Here is a 21,154-nt window from a genome sequence, read left to right on the forward strand (position 1 = left end):
GGGCCTCGACTCACGTGGGGCCGACGAGCTGGGCGACCAGCGCCGCGGAGAGCCCGACGAACGGCAGCCCGCTGCCGGGGGTCGCGTGCGCCCCGACGGCGTACACCCCGGGCACCGGCGTGGTCGGTCCGAGCCGGCGGCGCACGGTGCCCCGGCCCTGCCACAGCACCCCCAGCGGCGAGCCCGCCCAGGCCTCGACCAGGTCGCGGGGTGAGCGGTCCAGCCGCTCGACGACGTGGGCGCGCACGTCCAGCCGGTGCCGGGCCAGGGCCCGCAGCACGTCCTCGGCGAGGCGGCCGCGGGCGTGCACCGTCCACGCCGCGGCGCCCGGGGGAGCGGTGCCACCGGTGCGGACCACCAGCGTCGGGTCGCCGTGCAGGACCACCTCGGGCGGCAGCTCCGGCAGGTCGCCCTCCAGGCCGACATGCGCCACGACCGGGGGGATGGCCGGCATCGTGCGGGCCACGTGGTCGGCCAGGGCGGGCAGTTGCCGCGGGTCGACAGCACAGACGACCAGATCGGCGTCCACCTCGCCGCCGGCGGTGGCGACGGCGACCGCCCGGCCCTCCCGCACCACCACGTCCAGGGCGGGCACGCCGAGCCGCACCTCGACGCCCCGGGTGACCATCCGCTCGCCGAGCACCCTGCCCAGCGCTGCCAGCCCGCCCGGCACGGTCCACGCCCCGAACCGCTGCTCGAGGTACGCCGTCAGACCGGCCCAGGCGGGCACGTCGCGCAGCTGGTGGCCGTCGGCGAGGAACGGATGGGCGGCGACCATGCGCAGCCGCTCGTCCTTGAAGGTGCGGCGGAGCCGCCGGTGGAGCATCTCGCGGGAGTCCAGCAGCGCCGCGACCTCGGGTGGCAGCGCGGCCGGCGTCCAGGGCACCTCGAAGTAGTTGCGCCGCAGCACCTCCCAGACCTCGGTGTAGGACGCGACGTGGTCGACCCAGCGCTGCCCGAGGCCGGGGCCGAGCTCGTCGAACGCGGCCAGCTGGGCGGCGCGCGAGCCGCCGGGCAGCCGCACCGAGGTGCCGTCCTCGAACCGGTGCTCGCGCAGCGGGTCGAGAGGGGTCAGCTCCAGCTCGCGCTCGAGCGGGCGGCCCGACTTGCGGAACAGGTCGCGCACGACCGCGGGGAGCAGCGTCGCGGAGGGTCCGGCGTCCCAGGTGAAGCCCCCCGCACTCACGCTGCTCAACGCGCCGCCCAGGGCCGCAGACCGTTCGAGCAGCGTCACCTCGTGCCCCAGCTTGGCGAGGCGGGCGGCGGCGGCGAGCCCGCCGAAGCCGCCGCCGACGACCACGACCCGTGCCATGGCGCGCAGCCTACGGTCCGGCCCGGGGGCCGGGGGCGGGGCCCGGTGCGGCCCGGCCACGGTGCCGCCAGCGCCGCCAGCCGCGGCGCACCAGCCGGGCGAGCAGGTAGAGCACGACCAGCCCGGCCGCCAGGAGCACCGCGGCGACAGCTGCCGCGGCGCGCGGGTGCTCGATCGCGAACCACACGACGGCCAGCACCGCGACGTCCTCGGCGACGCTGGCCAGCAGGTTGGACGCCGGCTCGGGGGAGGTGTTGATCGCCAGCCGGCTGCCCGCCTTGACCGCGTGCGAGAGCAGCGCCGTACCTCCGCCGACCGCACCGGAGACCGCCTGCTCCAACGAGTCGGCCTCGCCGGCCAGCAGCACTCCGACGACCGTGCCGACCGTCGGGCGGATCACCGTCGAGATCGCGTCCCAGGTGGAGTCGACGTAGGGGATCTTGTCGGTGACGAACTCCAGGGCGAACAGGGCTGCGGCCACGGCCAGCACATCCCACCGGCCGAGCACGTCGGGGATCCCCTCGACGTCGCCGAGCCGATCCGTCACACCGAGCACGAGCACCACCAGCCAGGCGTTGACGCCGCTGGCCCAGCCGCTGGTGAACGAGAGCGCGAGGGACTCCACGGACCGTCTCAGCTCTCGGCGGCGATCGCGCGGGCCAGCGCGTCGGGGTCGCGGCCGACGACGGTGGTGCCGTCGGAGGCGGTGAGGATCGGACGCTGGATCGCCTCCGGGTGGCGGCTCAGCGCGGTGAGCCAGTCATCGCGGTGCGCGGCGTCGCGGGGGAGGTCGATGCCGGCCGCGCGGGTCTCCTTCGGCCGGGCGAGGTCCCACGGCTCGAGCGCGAGCCGGTCGAGCACCCCGGCCAGCTCCTCGGGCGTCGGCGGTCGGTCGAGGTAGCGCCGGACCGTGTAGTCGATGCCGGCCGCGTCGAGCTCGGCCGCCGCGGAGCGGCACTTCGAACAGGCGGGGTTGAGCCAGATCTCCACGAGTCCCTCCTACTCGACGTCGATCTCGGCGGCGCCGGTGAGGGCGACCAGCTCGTCGTACGTCGTGGAGAACACCGCTGCCGGGTGGCCGGCGGCCGCCCAGACGACGGGATGGCGACGCAGCCAGGAGTCGAGGTAGGTCGGGATCGGGGAGGGGTGGCCGATGGGGGAGACCCCGCCGATGGCCTGCCCGGTGTGGCGGCGCACGAACGCGGCGTCGGCCCGGTCCAGCCGGGGCAGGCCGAGGGTCGCCGCGGTCTTGGCGGTGTCGACCCGGTGGGCCCCGGAGGTGAGGATCAGCACCGGTGTGCCGGCGGCGTCGAAGAGCAGGCTGTTGGCGATCGCGCCGACCTCGCAGCCGAGCGCCTGGGCGGCGAGCGCGGCCGTGTGCACCGAGTCGGGCAGAATGACGATCTGACCGGCCCCGCCACGCCTGCCGTGCTCGTCACGGAAGTGCGTGATGCTCGGGTGCTCACGCGAGTGCTCGTCTGGACGGTCTGTGCTCATGGCCGCGACCTTAGCGAGGGTGCGACCATGGGGAGTTCGGGTTCGTCGTGGGGTTTCGGAGAGGAGCGCACATGGGTCGGCAGCGACCGGGTTCGGTCGATCGGGCGATGCAGCTGCTGGGGGCGCTGCTGCTGCTGGCCTCCGTGGTCGCGGTGCTGACCGTGGTGCTCGAGGACGAGATCGTCCGGGCCTGGGCGGAGGGCAACGCCAGCGCGCGCAGCATCTTGGCCCACGACGGGCTGGAGGCGCTCAAGGCCGAGCCGATCACCCCCGCGTTCGTGCCGGTGGTGCTGGTGCTGTTCGTCGTCATGGTGCTGCTGATCGCGGTGCTCGCCGCGTTCTTCCGCAGTGGCCACCACTGGGCGAGGGTGACGCTGTCCGTGACCGTCGTCCTGGTGGCGGTCTCCACGCTGGCGATCCTGCGCACCCGGATGCCGTCGGTCTTCTCGGTGCTCTCGGTGGTCTCGGTGGTGCTCGAAGTGGCGCTGCTGTGGTTCCTCTGGCACCGCGACACCACGGCCTACGTCACCGGTGCCTGGCACCGCCGGCGCGCCGCCCAGGACGATCGACTGGACGACCCGCAGGCTCCCCACGAGCCCGCCGGCGAGCCTTCCTGACGCCCTTCCTGACGCCCTTCCTGACAGTCGTCCCCCTCCGCAGTGCACAGCCGCTGCACCGCCCCGGCCGGGGCCTTGACGTCCGGTCGGTGGTGAGGTGTACGGTGAAGTCGTTCGAACAAATGTTCGAACACCTTCGCCGGTGGGGGTTGACCCGACCCCCGCCTTGATGACGCTGGAGGAGGCGGCATGAGGCGGTACGACGACCCGGTCGAGGTGCGCAAGGGGCTGGTCACCGGAGTGGAGGGGCCGGAGCAGTTCCTGTGGCGCGGTCGTCTGTGGAAGGTGCGCGCGGTGCTCGCCCACTGGGTGGAGACCGGTCCGTGGTGGCAGTCCGCGGGGGCGCGGGCGGTGCTCGGGGCCGACGACCCCGGCCCCACGCCGCTGGGCGACCTGCTCGTCGAGCGCGAGCTGTGGCGGGTCGAGGCCGGCCGCGGGGCGACCGGTCCCGGGGTCGAGGGGCGCGAGGGGGTCTTCGAGCTCTCCTATGACTGGGCCGAGGGTCGGTGGCAGCTCCTCGGCTGCACGGACTGAGAGGGCTCGCCATGACCAACCCCTACGCACTCCCGGCGACCACGCACTCCTACCTCGCCCGGGCCGCCGAGTCGCTGCACGAGGCGATCGCCGCCGACGAGATCCCCACCCGTTACGCCTGCGCGCACGTTGCGGCGCTGCGGGCCGCGGCCGCGCTGCTGGCCGCGCGGGCCCGGCCGGCGCCGGCCCGGCGCCGCCCCCAGAAGAACGCCTGGGTGCTGCTCACCGAGGTCGCCCCCGAGCTGGAGGAGTGGGCCCGGTTCTTCGCCGCGGGCGCGGCCAAGCGGGCCGCGGCCGAGGCCGGCTCGACCCGCGCGGTCAGCGAGCGCGAGGCCGACGACCTGGTCCGCGACGCGGACCGCTTCCTCGCCGTGGTGGAGCAGGCGCTCGGCCTGGTCCCCCATGTGCCCTGTGCCGAGCGCCTCGCGGTCCCCGCGGGCCGAGCCACCCGGAGCGAGGCTCGGACCGGTGTCGCCTGACCCCTTCGTCCACCTGCACGTGGCGTCGGGCTACTCCTTGCAGTACGGCGCCTCCCACCCGCAGGTGCTGGTCGAGCGGGCGGTCGAGCAGGAGATGGACGCCCTCGCCCTCACCGACCGCGACGGCACCTACGGGGCGGTGAAGTTCGCCAAGGCCTGCCTGGCCGCCGGGGTCCGCCCGTTGCTCGGAGTCGACCTCGCCTACCGCCCGACCCTGGTCTCGAGTCCGGCTTCGGCGCCGGCCAGGCCCCGCACGCCGGTGCGCGGCGGGGCGTTCCGCGACGCCAGGCTGCCCCGGGTCACCTTCCTGGCCTCGGCCGGTGGGCGCGGCGGCCGGGCCGGATGGGCGGCCCTGTGCCGGCTGGTCTCGGCGACCCACCTCGCCGGCGAGCGCGGCAGCCCGGTCCTCGACCTGGGGTTGCTCGCCGAGCAGCTGGCCGAGCCCCTGGCGGCCGGCGACCTGATGGTGCTGCTGGGTCCCGGGTCCGAGCTGGGCTCGGCGGTCACCCGGCGCCGTGCCGACCTGGCGCTGGCCGCGCTCGCGCCCTGGCGCGAGCTGGTCCCGTCCGCCAACCTGCTCGTCGAGCTCGTCTCCCACCGGCTGCCGGCCGGCCGCGACGGCTCGTGGGGGCCCGGCACCACCCCCCACGCGGCCCGGATGGCCGGGGTCGCCCGGCAGGCGGGCCTCGGCACGGTGCTGTCCAACGCCGTCCGCTACGCCGACCGTCGCGACGCGGTCACCGCCGACGTGCTCGACGCGGCTCGGCGGCTGGTGGCGCTGGACCGTCGCCACGTCGACCGGGGCAACGCCGAGGGGCGCCTGCTCTCGGGCAAGCAGATGGCCGAGGTCGCCGAGGAGATCTGCCGTGCCTCGGGCCTCGGCGACCCGGCCCGCGAGGCGCTGCGGCTGCTGGCGCGCACCCGCACGGTCGCCGACCGGTGTGCGCTCGACCCGCGGGCCGACCTCGGTCTCGGCGAGGTCCACTTCCCCGAGTTCGAGCTCGCCTCCGGTGCCCTGACCCGAGACCACAGCGCCGACGGGCTGCTGCGGGCGCGCTGCGAGGGGGCGATCGGCGACCGCTACGGTTCCGGCCCCAAACAGGTGGTCTGGAAGCGGCTCGACGACGAGCTGTGCCTGATCCGCGACCTCGGCTACGCGTCGTACTTCCTCACCGTCGGCGACGTCACCGACCTGATCCGCGAGATGGGGGTGCGGGTCGCGGCCAGGGGGTCAGGCGCCGGCAGCCTGGTCAACTACCTGCTCGGGATCTCCGGGGTCGACCCGATCCGGCACGGCCTGCTCATGGAGCGGTTCCTCTCCCCGCTGCGCCAGGCGCTGCCCGACATCGACGTCGACGTCGAGTCGGCGCGGCGCACCGAGGTCTACGAGCGCATCCTCGACCGCTACGGCGGCGAGCGCTGCGTGTGCGTGTCGATGATGGACACCTACCGCGTTCGCCACGCGGTGCGCGACGTGGGTGCCGCGCTCGGCATGCCGCCCGGCGAGGTCGACGCGATCGCCAAGGCGTTCCCCCACATCCGGGCCCGCGACGCCCGCACCGCCCTGCGCGAGCTGCCCGAGCTGCGGGCCAGTGGGCTGGGGGAGAGCCGGCTCGACCTGATGTTCCAGCTCGTCGAGCGCCTCGACGGACTGCCCCGACACGTCGCGGTGCACCCGTGCGGCGTGCTGCTCTCCGACGCCACCCTGCTCGACCGCACGCCGGTCGAGGCCAGCTACGCCGGTTTCCCGATGAGCCAGTTCGACAAGGACGACGTCGAGGACCTCGGCCTGCTCAAGCTCGACGTGCTCGGCATCCGCATGCAGTCGGCGATGGCGCACGCCGTCACCGAGATCCGCCGGGTCGACGACGTCGCCCTCGACATCGACGACGAGCAGCAGGTGCCGTTCGACGACCCCGACACCTACGCGATGATCTCCTCCTCCCGCACCCTCGGGGTCTTCCAGATCGAGTCGCCGGGCCAGCGTGAGCTGGTCGGCAAGTCCGGCATCGAGAGCTTCACCGACATCGTCACCGACATCTCGCTGTTCCGCCCCGGGCCGGTCAAGAGCGACATGGTGACTCCCTACCTCGAGGCCAAGCAGGGCTGGCGGCCGCCGGCCTACCTCCACGACGACCTGCGCCCGATCCTCGAGCAGACCCACGGGGTGGTGGTCTTCCACGAGCAGGTCATCGAGATCATCGCCACCTTCGCCGGCGTCACGAACGCCGAGGCCGACGAGGCCCGGCGCGCGCTCGGCGACGTCGAGGGGATGGCCCAGGTGCGGCACTGGTTCTTCCCCCGCGCCCTCGGTCGCGGCTACCCGCTGCCGGTGGTCGAGACGGTGTGGCGGGTGCTCGAGTCGTTCGCCTCCTTCGGGTTCTGCAAGGCCCACGCCGCGGCGTTCGCCCTGCCCACCTACCAGTCCGCGTGGCTCAAGGCGCACTGGCCGGCGCACTTCCTGGCCGGGGTGCTCACCCACGACCCCGGCATGTACCCCAAGCGGCTGATCCTCGACGACGCCCGCCAGTTCGGGGTGGCCGTGCTCGGCCTCGACGTCAACGCCAGCGACCGGGACTACCGCGTCGAACGTCTGCCTGCCGAGGACGCCGCCGACGAGGCGCCCCGCTACGGCATCCGGCTGGCGCTCTCCGAAGTGAAGGGGATCAGCGCGGCAGAGGTCGACCGGGTGGTCACGGCGCGGCCGTTCCACTCGCTCGGCGACTTCTGGCAGCGCGCCCGGGTCTCCCGCCCGGTGGTCGAGCGGCTGGTGCTGGCAGGTGGCTTCGACGCGGTCTACGACCTCGGGTCGGGTGACCGCGGGGTGAGCCGGCGCGGCCAGGTGACCCGGCGCGACCTGCTGCTGCAGGTCGCCGAGCTCGACCGGAACGCCCGTGCCGCCGACCGCGCCGGGCGCGGCCGGGGCCTGGCCCGGCGCCGGGCCACCGTGACCCCGGCCCGCACCCGGGCGGACGACGCCGCGGCGCGCAACAGCACCGAGCCGGCAGAGCGTGAGACGGCTCCGGCGACCGAACGGCACGCGCTGGCCGAGCCGGGGGTGTGGGCCCGCGCCGCGGCCCAGTCACGGGCCGGCGCGCCGCCGGCTCCGGTGACCTCGGTGCAGTTGGCGCTCGACCTCGGAGACACCCCGGGGGAGGGCGAGGTCTCCGGCCTCCCCGAGCTGAGCCCCGAGGAGAAGATGCGGGCCGAGTTGGAGATCCTCGGGCTCGATGCCAGCCGCCATGTGGTCGAGACCTACGACGGCTTCCTCGACGCCCTCGGCGTCACCCGCAGCAAGGACCTCCTGCGTCGCCGGAGCCGGTCCGAGCTGCTGGTGGCCGGGGTCAAGGTGGCCACCCAGACGCCACCCATCCGCTCCGGGCGCCGCGTGGTGTTCCTGACCCTCGACGACGGCACCGGTCCGGTCGACGCCACCTTCTTCGAGGACGCCCAGGGGCCCTACGCGGCGACCGTGTTCCACTCCTGGCTGCTGGTGGTGCGCGGTGAGCTGCGCCGCACCGGCCGGCGGGGGGTGTCGTTGCGGGCCACCGGCTGCTGGGAGCTGCCCGAACTGCACACCCTGTGGCGGTCCGCCCCCTCGGCCGAGGCCGGCCTCGCGGCGGTCCGGGAGCAGATGGCGGCGGCTCCCGCCGGGTTCGATGCGGCCGGTTCTCACGCCGTTGCCGGCGCTGCCGAGAGCCGATCGACCCGGCCGGTGGTGGCCCAGCCTCCCGACCGCGGTGCGGGCGCAGCCGGTGGCATGGGCCGACGCCGGGTGCTGGTGCACTCCAGTGGCTTCAAGCTCTCCCCGTACGCCGACGTCCGACCTGCCGGCGAGGACGCCCGTGAGGTGGGCCGCAAGCTCTGGCACCGCAGCCCGGGGAGCCCCGGATGACGGCGGCACTCGGGCACGGGCCACCCCCGACGAACTTCCAGCGGCAAGCACTAGGCTGGCGGCCATGCCTGCCTCCCTCTCCGACGCCCGTGGCGCCGAACGGCCTGGCGAGCGTCGCAACGCCGCCCGCACCACGGTGGTGTGGGAGGCACTGCGCCCGGTCCTCGAGCGCCGCCCGGACGGTCCGGTGCTCGACGTGCTCGACATCGGCGGCGGCACCGGTGGCCTCGCGGTCCGGGTGGCCGAGCTCGGCCACCGGGTCGCGGTGGTCGACCCCAGTCCCGACGCGCTGGCGTCCCTGGACCGCCGGGCCCGCGAGCTCGGGGTCGAGGTCCGTGGCCAGCAGGGCGACCTGTCCACCCTGCTCGACCTCGTCGGCCCCGACAGCGCCGACGTGGTGCTGTGCCACGGCGTCCTGGAGGTCGTGGTCGACCCGGCCGCCGGGCTCGGCACTCTGCGTGAGGTGCTGCGCCCCGACGGCGCGCTCAGCCTGGTGGTGGCCCAGCGACACGCCGCGGTGCTGGCCCGCGCCATGGCCGGACACTTCGGCCAGGCGCTGGCCCTGCTCGACCCGGCGACCGCCGGTGACGCCCATGGGCGCACCGGCCGCCGGTTCACCGCCGAGGAGATCGCCGACCTGCTCGAGGACACCGGCTTCGACCCGGTCTCGGTCCACGGCGTGCGGGTCTTCGCCGACCTGGTCCCGGGGTCGCTGCTCGACCTCGAGCCGGGCGCCACGGCAGCCCTGGTCGACCTCGAGCGTGCCGTCGCCGAGCGGCCGGAGTACCTCCCCCTCGCCACGCAGCTGCACGTGCTGGCGCGCTGATCCGGGCGGCCCGGGCGGCCCGGGTGGTTGCGGGGGGCCCAGGTGAACGGCACGCCGATCCTGCACGTCGACATGGACGCCTTCTACGCCTCGGTGGCGCTGCGGGACCGGCCCGACCTGCAGCAGTTGCCGGTCATGGTCGGGGGCGGCCACCGCGGGGTCGTGCTCTCGGCCAACTACCACGCCCGCCAGCACGGCGTACGCTCCGGGATGCCCGCCACCCGGGCCCGGCGGCTGTGCCCCCAGATGGTCGTGGTGCAGCCCGACCACACCCTGTTCGGTCAGGTCTCCTCGGCGGTGATGGAGTGCTTCCGGCGGGTCACCCCGCTGGTCGAGGCGGTCTCCTCCGACGAGGCGTTCCTCGACGTGCGCGGCGCCGCGCGCCGCCTCGGGTCGCCGGTGCAGATCGCCGAACAGCTGCGCGCTGCGATCCACGACGAGCAGGGCATCACCTGCTCGGTCGGGGTGGCGGCCTCGGTGTCGGTGGCGAAGCTGGCCAGCCGGCGGGCCAAGCCGGACGGGGTGCTGGTGGTCCCTCCCGACGCGATCACCTCGTTCCTGCACCCGCTCGACGTGGGCGAGCTGTGGGGGGTGGGCGAGCAGACTCGGGCCCTGCTGCACCGGCTGGGCCTGGTCACCGTCAGCGACGTGGCGCACACCCCGCTGCGCACCCTGCAGCGGGCCGTGGGCGACAGCCTCGGCCGGCACCTCCACGAGCTGGCCTGGGGCACCGACCGCCGCGAGATCGTCCCGCGGCGGATGGACGACGACCCCGACCGGTCGATGGGTGCGCAGGAGACCTTCGGTCGTGACGTCGACGACCGCGAGGTGGTGCTGCGCGAGCTGCTGCGGCTCTCGGCGAAGGTGACCGGCCGGATGCGTGTCGCGGGAGTGGCCGGCCGCACCGTCACGATCACCGTGCGGTTCGCCGACTTCACCACGATCACCCGCTCCCGCACCCTGCCGGAGGCCACCGACGTCACCGTCGAGGTCTATCGCGCGGCCACCCGCCTCTACGACGCCCTGGGGCTGCAGCGGGCCAGGCTCCGGCTGGTGGGGGTCCGGGTCGAGGGGTTGGTCCCGCGGCAGAGCGTGCACCACCAGCTCACGCTGGACGAGCGGGAGCACGGCTGGTCCGATGCCGACCGGGCCGTCGACCGGGCGACCCGGCGGTTCGGCCCGGCCGCGGTCCGTCCGGCCAGCCTGCTCGGCTGACGAAGGCCAAGACCGGGGCCGACACGCCGGCCGGAGGTTTGCGGGACAGTCGCGGCGGGGACCAGGTGGCGAAGCAAGGAACACGAATTTGTCGATCGTGCCTACCCTGTCCTCGGGGGGGCACCTAGACTGGAGGACAGCCAGTCGTGGGGTTCCGCTGGCTGCGAAGGCAAAGAGTGCGTTGGAGGACACGGTGCCGCTCTCCGAAGAGGAGTTGAGACTGCTCGAGCAGATGGAGCGCGCGCTCGTCGAGGAGGACCCCAAGTTCGCCTCCACCCTGCGCGGCACGACCCTGCGACGCACTGCCCGACGCCGCGCGGTCTTCGCCGGCATCGCGTTCGTCGCCGGCATCGCCATCTTGATGACCGGCGTGATCGCCGACCCCGGGCCGACCGGGTTCACGATCGGCATCGTCGGCTTCGTGATCATGCTCGGCTCCGCCTACGTCGGGCTCGCCGCCCTCCGCGGCAGCCATGCGGTCGCCGCCGACCCGACCGCGGCCCACCCCTCCCGCGGGTTCACCGTCATCGACGGCGGCCGCAAGGGCCGCTCCGGCCGCTCCCGCAAGACCCCCCACCGTCCCGCCGCCGCGCAGTCCTCGTTCATGGAGCGCATGGAAGAGCGGTGGCGGCGCCGCCGGGAGAACGGCGGCCTCTGAACGCTGGGGGTCTCGCCCCTGTGCGACATCGTGGGCTGAGTGTCGCCCGGGGTGGTGGTCCGCCGCTGCGCGGCGGGCTTTCCGCTGCGCGGGGCTGCGTGGTGCTGGTGAGCTGCGGTGGCGTGTGTGGGTGGGGCGGGTCGGCTGCGCCGGAGGGGGCCCCGGCCGGCCAACCACCCGCTCCGCTCGTTCCTCACGGAGCGGGGGCCAGTCCCATCCACGGCCGTCCGGGGGCCCCCTCCGGCTCCGCCGCCCCACCCCGCGCCCGGCGCCGGGCTCACCGACCCCGGGTGGGAGAGGGTTTCGCGGCTACGCCGCGATGTCTCTCAGCACCCGGGATTCGCCCACTCGACGGGCCTGGGCCGGCCGGGTCATGCGCGAAGCGCACTCCTCACCTCCCCGGGGGCGCCGGGCCAGTGGGCCGGCGCCTGCGCGGGTGGGGTGGGGGTCGGAGGCGCCGCGCTGCCGGGACGCTAAAGACAAGCCGTTGTGGGCCGGCCCCACACTCCAAGCCCACGGTGAACCCGCGCGCCCTGCTGTAGGTGGGGCCGGTCCATGACGGCATCGTCCCTGTCGGCCCGGGAGCGCGAGCGACGCAGACCCCCACCCCACTCCCCACAACCCACCAGCCCAGATGGTCAGGCAGACCACGAAGCCCCGCGCAGCGGAAGCCCCGCGCAGCGGTGCCTCACCCCACGCGGTCGACCACGCCGCCGTAGCGGGTCTCCATCGGCGTCGGCGGCTGGCGGCGCACCGCGAGCGCCGACCAGTTCAGCACCGAGCGCGGCCACCAGGTGGCCAACCGGCGGGCGTGTTGGGTGGCGCCGCCCTCGAGGGCGGCCACGCAGGTCGTCACCTCGGCGCTCAACGCGCCGACGTGGGGTTCGACCGCACGGGCGTAGCGCAGCCGCTCCAGCGCCGAGACGATGCGGTCCAGGGCGAGGACGGCATCGGGCGCCTGGTCGGGGCCGCGGGCCGGGCGGGCCGGCGTCAGGTCGTCGACGGGACGGCCGAGCATCGTGACCAGCCAGGCGCGGGTGGCCCGTGGTGACCGGCCCTCGGGCCAGGGCAGGCGCAGGTCGGTGGCGGTGGCCCGCAGCTCGGCCCACGCCTCCTCGGGGGAGCCGTGGAGTCGTCGCTGGCGGAGCCGGGAGCGGCGGGCGCGGGGCAGGAGCAGAGCGAGCGCGCCGAGGACGACGACGACGGCCGCGCCGGCGGTGGGCCCCCACGGGAACTCGCTCTCGTCGTCGACGACCGCTGCCGACTCGGGGGTCTCCTCCGGGCCTCGGCTCGCGACCTCGTCGTCTCGCGGGTTCCCGGCGCTCGGCAGGTTCGTGGGCCCCGTCGTGGGATCGACCCCGGGCAGGGTCTGCGTCGTGTAAGAGGGTGTGTCCTCGGCCCGTCCGGGCGGCGTCGGTTCGAAGCGCACCCAGCCCGAGCCGGGGAAGTAGAGCTCCGGCCACGCGTGCATGTCGTGCGCGCTGTACTCCCAGAGGCCGGGGCCGATCCGGGCGGGCTCGAGGAAGCCGACCGCCACCCGGGCGGGGATGCCCACGACGCGGGCCATCACCGCCATCGCGGAGGAGAACTGCTCGCAGTAGCCGATGCGGCCCTCCTCGTCGTCGGAGAGGAACTCGACCAGCGCGTTGCTGCCGTTGCCGGGCGCCGACCTCACGTCGTACTCGAACCCGCCGTCCTCACGGAACCACTGCTGCAAGGCGACGGCCTTCTCGAACCGGGTGGGAGCGTCGCGGGTCACCTCGGCCGCCAGGTTGCGCACCACCGGAGGCAGGGCCTGTGGCAGGGCGGTGAACTCGGGGCCGATCTCTCCGGCAGGGGAGGGCGCGGAGGCCAGCGCTTCGGAGGAGAGGTCCAGCTCGACCGCGGTCATGCTGTAGGCCGCACCGGCCGTGGTGAGGTCCTCGTCGGCGGCCAGGAAGTCCATCGTGGCCTCGTCGTAGCGCCAGTCGCCCTCGGCTCGGATCCGGCTGATCGGTGCCTGGGTCGGGAGCCAGGTCGACTCGAAGTCGTCGGTCACCTGCACCTGGTAGCTGTACAGCGTGCGCGGCACGGACGGGTCGACCCCGTCCAGCGCCGGCATCTGTCCCTCGGCGACCTGGTCGTCGGGGACCTGCCGGTCACCGGAGGTCCACTCCTCGCCGGAGAAGTGGTTGAGCACCCCGATCCGCAGGTAGTCCGGCCGCGGATCGTTGGTGCGCACCTGCATCAGCGGCACGTTCTCGCCCCGGATCAGGTCGCGGACCAGGTCGGTCATCGGGTTCTCGATGGTGATCTCGGAGTCGCCACCGTCGCCACGTCCGAGGTCGAAGACGTGGATGCCGAAGGTGGGGACGAAGGCGGGGACCACCACCGCGAGCGCCGTGGCCGCCCCGCCGATGGTGCCGGCGCTGGCGCGCACGGCCCCGGTGCGGACGCCGAAGCTCGCCGCGTCCGGAGCCACGCCCTCGCCGTCGAGCCCGCGCCCCCAGCGGTTCACCTCGTCGCTCTCGTGCAGGTAGAGCAGGAGCAGGAAGCCCGCGGCGGTGAGCGCGAAGCCCCACCAGCCCAGGGCACCGCCCAGCAGCCCGACCGGGACGCTGTAGACGGCGAGCAGCGGCAGCCCGGCGAGCGGCACCCGCCGCAGGGTGCAGGCCAGCAGGTCGACCAGCAGCAGACAGCCCCAGCCGCCGAGGACCAGCAACGGGTGCACGCCGGGCGCGTCGGCGGGCACCGGGGGCGCGTAGCGGTTGGCGGACTCGACCGCGAGGTCGATCGCGCTGCGCAGCTCGACCCAGCCGTCACCGAGGGGGAGCGGCTTCCCGGTCAACGTCAGCGACACCACCGGCAGCGTGGCCAGCACTTGCAGCGGCACGACCAGCGGCCGGGGCAGCCGCACCCACCGGGCCAGCGCGCCGGAGCCGGCCACCGTCAGGGCCAGCCACAGCAGCGGCATCAGGTAGCGGTCCGGCTCGGCGGTGAAGCCGCTCCACGAGGTGGTCGCGACCCAGGTGGTGCCCGCCGCAGTGAGGCCCATCGCCAGCGCGAGACCGAAGCCGGTGCGCCTCATCGGGCCGCCTCCGCGTGCCGGGACGGGACCCCACCGGCCTGCACTCGTCCGAGCTCCTCCCACACCGACTGGAGCCGGTCGCGCGGTCGCAGCCCCACCGCTCGCCAGCCATGCCTGGCGAGCACGGGCACGGCGCCGGCGGCCGCGGTGGGCGTCGCCTCGGAGGTCGCGCCGTGGGCCCAGGCGTCGACGTCGAGGGCGATCGCCAGCGCCGCCTCGGTGTGGTGCTGCATCCGGCGCAGCACCGGCAGGTCGTGCTGCTCGATCGAGCCGAGCACGGCGACCAGCAGCCCGCCACCGGTGCTCTCGCCGAGCCAACCGGTGTCGAGCGCGGGTGCTCTGAGTGGCTGGACGACGGCCAGGGACTCCAGCAGCGGGCCGGTGTTCAAGGCGGCCTCGCGGGAGTGCCAGGCGTTCGCGGGATCCTCGCCGGCGGCGGTGACCAGCCGCACCGCGAAGCCGCGTTGGCTCAGGTGCACCGCGATCGAGGCGGCGGCGGCGACCGCCGCCTCGAGGGACGAGGCGAGACCCTGGCCGCGGTGGGCCCGGCTGCGGTTGTCGATGAAGAGCGTCGCGCGTGACTGCCACGGCTGCTCCTCGCGGCGCACCATGAGCTCGCCCACGCGAGCGGAACTGCGCCAGTGCACCCGACGCAGGTCGTCACCCTGGCGGTACTCGCGCACCGTGACGTCCTCGGCGCTGCCGACCGCGAAGGCCCGGGGCCGGTTGTCGCCGGAGCCGGTCCAGCCGCCGCCGAGCGGGATGGCCGACAGCGCGACGGTGCGGGGGGTGACGGTGAGCGGCACCATCGTCTGGAAGGCGCGGCCGAGCTCGACCAGACCGAACGGGTCGCTGACCCGGACGCTCATCGGCCCGATCTCGAAGCGGCCGCGCACGTCGGAGCGCACCTGGTAGGTGACGTGACGGCGCCAGCCGTGACCGATCCCCTCGAGCACGAATCGCGGACGCGTGCCCAGCACGTAGGGGACCTGGTCCTCGAGCAGCAGCACACCGCTCGGCGTCCGCCCCTCGTTGGTCAACGTCAGGCTCACCCGCGCGGGCTGCCCCGCCGCGACCAGTTGCGGCGTCACCGTGCGCACCAGGGCCAGGCGGTAGCGGCTGCGGCCGATGACGACGGCGGTGATCAGTGGCAGCGCCAGCACGAGTACGCCGACCCGGGTCAGCGCCGGCTGGCCGAGCAGCACCGCGCACACCACCGCCGTCACCCCGGCGGCGACGAACGAGCGGCCACGGATGGTCAGGCCGGCCAGTGCCTCCCGCATCGGCGCCGCTCGCTCAGACCCGGGAGCTGTCGGGCACGGGCACGCCGGCGACCAGGCGGTCGAGGATGGCGGTCGTGGACCGTCCGCTCATCGCGGCCTCGACGCTGGGCAGCAGGCGGTGGGCCAGCACCGGCTGGGCGAGGGTGAGCACGTCGTCGGGCAGGACGTAGTCGCGCCCCTGCATGGCGGCGTACGCCTTCGCTGCCCGCACCAGGTGCAGCGTGGCGCGGGGCGAGGCACCCAGGGTCAGGTCATCGGTGCGCCGGGTGGCGGAGATCAGGGCGACCGCGTAGCGCTGGACCGCGTCGGAGACGTGGACCTGGCCGACGATGCCGCTGAGCTTGCGGATCTCGCCGGCATCGGTGACCGGCTCGAGGTCGTCGAGCGGGTTGGCCCCGGTGTGGGTGGCGATCATCGCGAGCTCTGCGGCCTCGACCGGGTAGCCGACCGAGACCCTCGCCATGAAGCGGTCTCGCTGGGCCTCGGGGAGCGCATAGGTGCCCTCCATCTCGATCGGGTTCTGAGTGGCCACGACCATGAACGGCTGCTCGAGCACGTAGGTGGTGCTGTCGACGGTCACCTGGCGCTCCTCCATGCACTCCAGGAGCGCCGACTGGGTCTTGGGGGAGGCCCGGTTGATCTCGTCGCCGACCACGATGTTGGCGAACACCCCGCCGGGGCGGAACTCGAACTCGCGCGTGTTCTGGTTGAACACCGACACCCCGGTCACGTCGGAGGGCAGCAGGTCGGGGGTGAACTGGATGCGGCGCACCGTGCAGTCGATGCTGCGGGCCAGGGCCTTGCTCAGCATGGTCTTGCCGACGCCGGGCACGTCCTCGATCAGGAGGTGCCCGCCGGCGAGCAGCACGACCAGGCTGGCGGACACGACGTCCGGCTTGCCCTCGATGACGCGTTCGATGTTCTGCCGGACCCGGTCGACGACCCTGGCCAGGGTCTCGAGGTCGGCCCCTCCGCTGCTCGGCGATCCCACGTCCGATCCTTCCCCGTTCGGCCCGTCCGGGCGCGGCGAGCGCCATCCGGGTGTTCCCACCACCGTAGTGGAGGCCGCAACCCGCCCGCTCTCCACATGATCGTGCGACGTCGCGAACGGCGCCCCGGTTGCCGAAGGACCCGGAGAAGCGACTGGGTGAGGCGGATCCTCCACCGGCGCTCCACCTTCCCCCACCTGGCGCGCGCCGCCCTCCACCACGCTCCACCCGGCCACCGCCTGGTCCCGTCGACCCCGGCGTCGGCGCCGCCGATATCCGCTTTGACCTGCACGGATGTGAGTTGCGAGTGGTTGGGGCGCGGTCTCTGACCTCGAGCCGGATCTCGGACACGCCGGAGCGGGCGAGGGCGGAACGGGCCGAAATCGGTGCCCGAGACACGCCTTCGGTGGTTGACGGTGGGGGAAAGTGGTTTAAGGTGGAGCGCAGTGGAGGAGCTGCGCAGGAGCAGCCGAGGAGGTGCCCGATGTTCTTCATGGGCACCTTCACCCCGAAGTTGGACGACAAGGGGCGGCTGTTCCTCCCGGCGAAGTTCAGGGAACGACTCGTGGAGGGGCTCGTGGTGACACAAGGTCAGGAGAACTGCCTGGTCGTGTGGCCCCAGGACGTCTTCATGGAGGAGGCCCGTCGGGCCCAGGCGACGCCGATGACGTCGCGAGGTGCCCGGGACTACGCCCGGATGCTCTTCTCGGGGGCCGAGGAGGCAGTGCCCGACAAGCAGGGCCGGGTGGGCATCCCGGCCTCGCTGCGGGACTACGCCTCGCTCAGCGGCGACGTCGTCGTGATCGGCGTCATGGACCGGATCGAGATCTGGAACCCCGACCGCTGGCGGGAGTACTCCGCCGCGGCGCAGCACAAGTTCGCCGAGCTCGACGAGGAGCCGAGTCCCTCCGGCTGACCCGACCACCCTCCGCAGGGCGAGGTCCACGCCCGCTCCCACCGCACTCTGGGGCACCTTCCCCGGTTCCAGAGCGCACCTTCCCCTGGGAGCGGGCCGGGACCTGGCCCTGCGGGGACGCCGCACACCCGAAGACGCCTCACGCACGCACCACCAACGCGCCACCAATGCACACCGAGCGGGGTCGACCACCATGAGCATCACACCGATCTCCCACCCGGCCGCCCGGTCGGCTGTGGGAGGCTCGCGTCGCCGGGTGCGACAGCAGGCCTACGAGGCCCTGGTCCTGATGGCGTTCTCCGCCGTCACCTCGGTCGCGACCGCGGGCGTGCTGGTGCTGCTGCTGCGACTGGGCAGCTGACGGCGGCGGACGGCGTACCGACATGGCTCCCGCTCACGAACCGGTCCTCCTGGACCGGGTCGTCGCCCTTCTCGCCCCCAGCCTCGATCGCGACGGCTCCGTGCTCGTCGACGCCACCCTCGGCCTCGGCGGGCACAGCGAGGCGGTGCTGACCCGATGCCCCCGTTCGCGAGTGATCGGGATCGACCGGGACCCCCAGGCGCTCGAGCTCGCCGGACGGCGCCTCGCCGAGTTCGGCGACCGGTTCGTCGGCGTGCACGCCGTCTACGACGAGCTGCCCGAGGTGCTCGACCGGGTCGGCCTGCTCAGCGTCGACGCGGTGCTGTTCGACCTGGGCGTCTCGTCCATGCAGCTCGACGTCCGCGCGCGCGGCTTCGCCTACGCCGAGGACGCTCCGCTCGACATGCGCATGGACGGCACGACCGGACCGACCGCCGCCGACGTGCTCAACACCTACTCCGCGGCCGAGCTGGCCCGGGTGCTGCGCGACTTCGGCGAGGAGCGGTTCGCCCGCAAGATCGCCACTGCCATCGTGCGTCGTCGAGAGCGGGAGCCGTTCGCGACGTCCGCCGCGCTGGTCGAGCTGTTGTACGCCGAGATCCCGGCGCCGGCGCGGCGCACCGGAGGGCACCCGGCGAAGCGGACCTTCCAGGCGCTGCGGATGGAGGTCAACGACGAGCTCGCGGTGCTGCGCCGGGCACTGCCCGCCGCCATCGACGCCGTCGGCGTCGGCGGGCGGGTCGTGGTCGAGGCCTACCACTCGCTCGAGGACCGGCTGGTCAAGCATGCCTTCGCCGAGGTGACCCGCAGCCACGTCCCCGAGGACCTGCCGTTCGTCCCGGCCGGACAGGAGCCGGCGCTGCGCCTGGTCACCCGGGGGGCCGAGAAGGCCGACGCCGCCGAGATCGAGCAGAACCCGCGAGCCGCCTCGGTGCGACTGCGCGCCGTGGAACGAGTCCGTCCGAGCACCCGAGGAGCCAGCTCATGAGCAGTCCTGCCGTCCAGGTCCGTTCTCGAGTGCCCCGACTGGCCGGCGCGGCCGTCGAGCGGGCCCGGCTCACGGTGGTGCCGCGGGCACGGGTGCAGGCGCCCAAGGTGCCGTTCGTGATCCTGGTCAGCCTGGTCATGCTCGGCGGGGTGATCGGGCTGCTGCTGTTCAACACCTCGATGCAGCAGGCGTCCTTCGCCGCCACCGCGCTGGAGGGGCAGGCGACGAACCTGGCCGCCCGCCAGCAGACGCTGGAGATGGAGTTGGAGCGGCTGAGGGACCCGCAGCGGGTGGCCGAGCGGGCGCAGCGGATGGGCATGGTGCAGCCGGGCGCGCCGCTCTTCCTCCAGCTGGGCGACGGCGAGGTGCTGGGTGAGCCGACGGCGGCTGCCGGGCAGCTGGCCCTGCAGCCGGTGCCGCCGGCCATGCCCGAGGTCCTCGACCCGGCGCCCGAGGTGACGATCGTGCAGCCGCCCGAGGGTGAGCTGCCCGGTGACCGGGACGGTCGCGGTGACGGAGCCGGGGAGGGAACTCGCAACTCCTCGGGCGACACGGGAGACAACGCCGCGTCCGGGACACGTGGGCAAGGTAGGAATGGGTCCCAGGAGCAGTCCCAGCAGTCACAGCAGTCCCAGGACGGTCCCCGCTCCGCCCGCCGCTGACCCGCAGGGCACCCGCCCGATCCGCCGATCCAGTCCGACCCAACCCGAGGAGCCCAGGTGCCTCGCAGTCGCCCGCAGGGCCGCCCGGTGGGTGGCCTGCGCGGATCACCGCAGCTCCGGCTGCGCATCGGCTTCGTGGTCATCGCGATGGTGCTGTCGGTCTTCGCCGGCCGCCTGGTCCAGCTCCAGGGCGTCGACCCGCGCGCGTACGCCGAGATGGCGGCCGCCGAGGGCACCGTCGAGGTGGTCCTCCCCGCGGCGCGCGGCGACATCGTCGACCGCAACGGGGAGCCTCTCGCCGAGTCCGTCGAGGGGCTGATGGTCGTCGCCGACCCCTTCATGACCGTCGACCGGGCTCCGGAGATCGCCCGCTTCCTCGCCCGCCGGCTCGGTGTCGACTACGTCGAGACGCTCACCAAGCTCCGCGAGGACGGCAGCCGCTTCGAGTACATCGCCCGGCGGGTGCCCGCCACGCTGGCCACCGACGTGCTGGCCGCCGCCGCCGAGCGTGGCTTCGAGGGTCTCGACACCCGGCGTGACCCGGTCCGGGCCTACCCGGCGGGTGAGGTCGCGGCGAACCTGGTCGGGTTCTTGGGCACCGACGAGGCGCTGGGCGGCTTCGAGCGCACCTTCGACGACCTGCTCGCCGGCAGCGACGGGTCCGCGCGCTACGAGGTCGGCGGCGGCAACCGGATCCCGCTCGGCGACAACACCGTCCAGGACCCCGTCGACGGCGCCGACCTGCACACCACGATCGACCGCGACCTGCAGTTCTTCACCCAGACGGTGCTGCGCCAGACCGTCGTGAGCTCCGGCGGTGAGTCGGGGGTCGCGGTGGTGATGGACCGGCGCACCGGCGAGCTGCTCGCGCTGGCCGACTACCCGACCTTCGACGCCAACACCCCGCTCGAGGCGCCCGACGAGGACCTCGGCTCCCGGGCCATGCAGGCCCCCTACGAGCCGGGCTCGGTGCAGAAGGTGCTCACGATGGCCGCGCTCATCGACGCCGGGCTGGTGACGCCGCGCACGCGGCTGACGGTGCCGGGCACCCTGTTCCGTCAGGACCGCCCCATCGGCGACTGGTTCGACCACGGCAGGATCCGGCTGACGCTCGCCGGGGTGCTGGCCAAGTCCTCCAACATCGGCACCGTGCTGGCCGCCGACCGGTTCCGCTCCGGCGAGCTGCGCCGCTACCTACGCGCGTTCGGCCTGGGTGAGAGGACGGGCGTGGGCGTGCGCGGCGAGAGCCAGGGCATCCTCCCGGCCGGGAGCATGTGGACCGAGCAGACCGAGGACCGCATCGCGTTCGGCCAGGCGCTGGCGGTCAACGCGCTGCAGATGACCGCGGCGGTCAACACGATCGCCAACGGGGGGGTCCGGATCACACCGAGCCTGGTCCAGGGCGCTGCGACCACCGACGACGGCGCCGAGGTCGGCACCGAGACCGCCGTCACCTCGCGGGTGATCAGCGAGCGGGCCGCGCACCAGACCATGCTGATGATGGAGCGGGTGGTCGACCCCGAGGCCGGGGTGGCGCCGGCCGCGCAGGTGCCCGGCTACCGCGTCGCCGGCAAGACCGGCACCGCGCAGCGGGCCGGCGACGGCGGCTACGACGGCACCTTCACGGTCTCGTTCGCCGGCTTCGCGCCCGCCGACGACCCGAGGTTCACCGTCTACGTGGTCGTGCAGGCACCCACGAACGGTGGCGGGGGTGGCTCGGTGGCCGGTCCGGCGTTCGCGAAGATCATGAGCTACGCCCTGCGCCGCTACGGCGTGCCGCCGACCGACACCCGCCCGTCGCGGTTGCCGGTCGAGTGGTGAGCACCCCGCACGCCGTCCCGGGTGGGAAGCCCGT

The 21,154-nt window shown here is 74.1% G+C and carries 19 protein-coding genes; 12 read left to right on the top strand and 7 right to left on the bottom strand.

Features of this window, described 5'->3' with window-relative positions:
- Positions 1 to 10: 10 nt before the first annotated feature.
- The 4 genes from D6B71_RS04850 to D6B71_RS04865 are packed head-to-tail and all read right to left on the bottom strand — an operon-like array spanning position 11 to position 2,809.
- The gene (locus D6B71_RS04850) at positions 11 to 1,312 is read right to left on the bottom strand and encodes a phytoene desaturase family protein (protein ID WP_121252982.1); all 1,302 of its coding nucleotides are present in this window, start codon (positions 1,310 to 1,312) and stop codon (positions 11 to 13) included.
- 10 nt (positions 1,313 to 1,322) lie between these two features.
- The gene (locus D6B71_RS04855; protein ID WP_121252538.1) at positions 1,323 to 1,937 is read right to left on the bottom strand and encodes a DUF4126 domain-containing protein; all 615 of its coding nucleotides are present in this window, start codon (positions 1,935 to 1,937) and stop codon (positions 1,323 to 1,325) included.
- An 8-nt stretch (positions 1,938 to 1,945) separates the two neighbouring features.
- On the bottom strand, positions 1,946 to 2,302 hold the full coding sequence (locus tag D6B71_RS04860) for an ArsC/Spx/MgsR family protein (protein ID WP_121252540.1): 357 nt from the start codon (positions 2,300 to 2,302) through the stop codon (positions 1,946 to 1,948).
- Between the two features lie 9 nt (positions 2,303 to 2,311).
- Positions 2,312 to 2,809 carry a YbaK/EbsC family protein gene (locus tag D6B71_RS04865; protein ID WP_121252542.1) on the bottom strand — a complete coding sequence of 166 codons (498 nt, stop codon included), beginning with the start codon at positions 2,807 to 2,809 and terminating at the stop codon, positions 2,312 to 2,314.
- 71 nt (positions 2,810 to 2,880) lie between these two features.
- Here D6B71_RS04865 and D6B71_RS04870 point away from each other — a divergent pair, with 71 nt between their 5' ends.
- From D6B71_RS04870 to D6B71_RS04900, 7 genes are all read left to right on the top strand, one after another.
- The gene (locus D6B71_RS04870; protein ID WP_121252544.1) at positions 2,881 to 3,426 is read left to right on the top strand and encodes a hypothetical protein; all 546 of its coding nucleotides are present in this window, start codon (positions 2,881 to 2,883) and stop codon (positions 3,424 to 3,426) included.
- 189 nt (positions 3,427 to 3,615) lie between these two features.
- Positions 3,616 to 3,960, top strand: coding sequence for a DUF6504 family protein (locus D6B71_RS04875; RefSeq protein WP_121252546.1), 345 nt, complete (start codon positions 3,616 to 3,618; stop codon positions 3,958 to 3,960).
- A gap of 11 nt (positions 3,961 to 3,971) precedes the next feature.
- Positions 3,972 to 4,439, top strand: coding sequence for an SAV_6107 family HEPN domain-containing protein (locus tag D6B71_RS04880; RefSeq protein ID WP_121252548.1), 468 nt, complete (start codon positions 3,972 to 3,974; stop codon positions 4,437 to 4,439).
- Entirely contained in the window at positions 4,429 to 8,334 is a 3,906-nt protein-coding gene (locus D6B71_RS04885) for a DNA polymerase III subunit alpha (RefSeq protein ID WP_206051560.1), read from the top strand. Before D6B71_RS04880 ends, D6B71_RS04885 begins: the two co-directional genes overlap by 11 nt.
- Positions 8,335 to 8,398: 64 nt before the next feature.
- Complete coding sequence (locus tag D6B71_RS04890; RefSeq protein ID WP_121252552.1) at positions 8,399 to 9,160, top strand: methyltransferase domain-containing protein; 762 nt, start codon at positions 8,399 to 8,401, stop codon at positions 9,158 to 9,160.
- A gap of 42 nt (positions 9,161 to 9,202) precedes the next feature.
- Positions 9,203 to 10,375, top strand: a complete 1,173-nt coding sequence (dinB, locus tag D6B71_RS04895; RefSeq protein ID WP_240641080.1) for a DNA polymerase IV — start codon at positions 9,203 to 9,205, stop codon at positions 10,373 to 10,375.
- Positions 10,376 to 10,568: 193 nt separating this feature from the next.
- On the top strand, positions 10,569 to 11,033 hold the full coding sequence (locus D6B71_RS04900; RefSeq protein WP_121252986.1) for a DUF3040 domain-containing protein: 465 nt from the start codon (positions 10,569 to 10,571) through the stop codon (positions 11,031 to 11,033).
- Between the two features lie 688 nt (positions 11,034 to 11,721).
- Here the strand turns inward: D6B71_RS04900 and D6B71_RS04905 are convergent.
- From D6B71_RS04905 to D6B71_RS04915, 3 genes are read right to left on the bottom strand one after another with little or no spacing between them, the layout of a single operon-like run.
- Positions 11,722 to 14,100, bottom strand: coding sequence for a transglutaminase TgpA family protein (locus D6B71_RS04905; RefSeq protein ID WP_121252554.1), 2,379 nt, complete (start codon positions 14,098 to 14,100; stop codon positions 11,722 to 11,724).
- Positions 14,097 to 15,383 (bottom strand): DUF58 domain-containing protein, encoded by a 1,287-nt coding sequence (locus D6B71_RS04910; protein WP_121252556.1) that lies wholly within the window; start codon positions 15,381 to 15,383, stop codon positions 14,097 to 14,099. The genes D6B71_RS04905 and D6B71_RS04910 overlap by 4 nt, the downstream gene beginning before the upstream one ends.
- A gap of 13 nt (positions 15,384 to 15,396) precedes the next feature.
- Entirely contained in the window at positions 15,397 to 16,374 is a 978-nt protein-coding gene (locus D6B71_RS04915) for an AAA family ATPase (RefSeq protein ID WP_121252558.1), read from the bottom strand.
- A 482-nt stretch (positions 16,375 to 16,856) separates the two neighbouring features.
- On the opposite strand from D6B71_RS04915, the gene mraZ reads away from it, so the two are divergent.
- The 5 genes from mraZ (at position 16,857) to D6B71_RS04935 (ending at position 21,120) form a co-directional block, all read left to right on the top strand.
- Positions 16,857 to 17,288 (top strand): division/cell wall cluster transcriptional repressor MraZ, encoded by a 432-nt coding sequence (gene mraZ / locus D6B71_RS04920; RefSeq protein WP_121252561.1) that lies wholly within the window; start codon positions 16,857 to 16,859, stop codon positions 17,286 to 17,288.
- Between the two features lie 193 nt (positions 17,289 to 17,481).
- Complete coding sequence (locus D6B71_RS22630) at positions 17,482 to 17,649, top strand: hypothetical protein (protein ID WP_164519539.1); 168 nt, start codon at positions 17,482 to 17,484, stop codon at positions 17,647 to 17,649.
- A 22-nt stretch (positions 17,650 to 17,671) separates the two neighbouring features.
- Positions 17,672 to 18,637 (top strand): 16S rRNA (cytosine(1402)-N(4))-methyltransferase RsmH, encoded by a 966-nt coding sequence (rsmH, locus tag D6B71_RS04925; protein ID WP_121252563.1) that lies wholly within the window; start codon positions 17,672 to 17,674, stop codon positions 18,635 to 18,637.
- Positions 18,634 to 19,299: a cell division protein FtsL gene (gene ftsL / locus D6B71_RS04930; RefSeq protein WP_126688184.1), complete on the top strand. Its 666-nt coding sequence runs from the start codon at positions 18,634 to 18,636 to the stop codon at positions 19,297 to 19,299. Before rsmH ends, ftsL begins: the two co-directional genes overlap by 4 nt.
- Positions 19,300 to 19,356: 57 nt before the next feature.
- Entirely contained in the window at positions 19,357 to 21,120 is a 1,764-nt protein-coding gene (locus D6B71_RS04935) for a peptidoglycan D,D-transpeptidase FtsI family protein (protein WP_240641081.1), read from the top strand.
- Positions 21,121 to 21,154: the final 34 nt, after the last annotated feature.

The organism is Nocardioides ferulae, from assembly GCF_003660455.1.
In the GTDB taxonomy this organism is placed as follows: Bacteria; Actinomycetota; Actinomycetes; order Propionibacteriales; family Nocardioidaceae; genus Nocardioides; species Nocardioides ferulae.